This is a genomic window from Ochrobactrum sp. Q0168 (genome assembly GCF_016427605.1).
GTDB lineage: Bacteria > Pseudomonadota > Alphaproteobacteria > Rhizobiales > Rhizobiaceae > Brucella.
The window spans coordinates 1-1,417 of record NZ_JAELXQ010000039.1 but is presented as its reverse complement, the minus strand read 5'-3'; the positions used below and the strand labels follow the sequence as shown (position 1 = coordinate 1,417).

The window sequence follows — 1,417 nt, the reverse complement described above, 5'->3', positions numbered from 1 at the left end:
ACGTCGATGATCATGTCTTCCTGGCCGCCGACCATGCGGCGCTTGCCAAGTTCGATGAGGATTTCACGCGTATCGACGCCATAGAGCTTCGAGGCGTTTTCCGCATGACGCAGGAAGCTCGAATAGACGCCCGCATAGCCGAGCGAGAGGCTTTCACGGTCCACACGCACCGGACGGTCCTGCAACGGACGCACCAGATCATCGGCGGCATCCATCAGGCCATAGAGATCGCAACCCGTATCGATGCCCTTGCGGTTGAGAACGGCGATCAGACCTTCAAGCGGCGCATTGCCAGCCCCTGCCCCCATGCCCGCAAGCGATGCATCGACGCGCACAGCGCCCGCCTCGATACCGGCAACGGCATTGGCAACGCCGAGCGTCAGATTGTGGTGGGTGTGAACGCCGATTTCGGTTTCAGGCCGCAGCGCATCACGCAGCGCCTTGACGCGAAGCGTATATTGCTCGGGCAACAGCGCGCCTGCCGAGTCGGTGACATAGACGCATTCCGCGCCATAGCTTTCCATCAGCTTCGCCTGTTCGACCAGCTTTTCCGGCTCGGCCATATGCGACATCATCAGGAAGCCGATCGTGTCCATGCCCAGTTCACGCGCAGCCTCGATATGCTGGCGCGACACGTCGGCCTCGGTGCAATGGGTCGCAACGCGAACAGAGCGCGCACCGGCATCATAGGCTTCCTTCAGATCGTGCACGGTGCCAATGCCCGGAATGAGCAGCACTGTGACGCGGGCATGCTCGCAGGCGTCGGCAACCGCGCCGATCCATTCGACATCGTCATGGAGGCCGAAACCGTAATTGAAAGTCGAACCGGCAAGGCCGTCGCCATGGGTGATTTCAATCGCGTCCACCTTGGCGGCATCGAGCGCCTTCGCAATGGCGACGACATCCTTCAGCGTGTATTGGTGGCGGATCGAATGCATGCCGTCGCGCAGCGTGACATCCTGAACATAGAGCTTATCGGGATTGGAGCGGGCCATTATGCAGCCTCCTTGACAAGCGCTTTTGCTGCCCAATGATCGGCGGTGACCAATGCAGCGGATGTCATGATGTCGAGATTGCCGGCATAGGCGGGCAGATAATGTGCAGCGCCTTCCACCTCGAGCAGGATCGTCGTCTTCAAACCGGAAATCAGCCCGATGCCCGGCACGCGAACCGGCGCATTATCGCCGATGACTTCGAACTGCACCTTCTGCTTCAGGCGATAGCCCGGCACATAGGCCTGAACCGTCTTGACCATTTCGGCAATCGAAGCTTCGATGGCTTCGCGGCTGCCGCCTTGCGACAGAACAAACACCGTATCGCGCATGATGAGGGGCGGCTCAGCAGGGTTGAGAATGATCAGCGCCTTGCCGCGTTCAGCACCACCCAGCTCGCGGATCGCCTTCGACGTGGTTTCGGT

General features: G+C 60.4%; 1 protein-coding gene and 1 pseudogene. Both read right to left on the bottom strand.

The annotated features are described in order from the left end of the window. Window positions 1-995 (bottom strand): 4-hydroxy-2-oxovalerate aldolase (gene dmpG / locus JAU75_RS23820; RefSeq protein ID WP_199058945.1); only part of this gene is annotated, 995 nt, incomplete at its 3' end. After that, a pseudogene (locus JAU75_RS23815) lies at window positions 995-1,417 on the bottom strand (acetaldehyde dehydrogenase (acetylating)); the annotation flags it as partial. The pseudogene JAU75_RS23815 and the gene dmpG, both read right to left, overlap by 1 nt.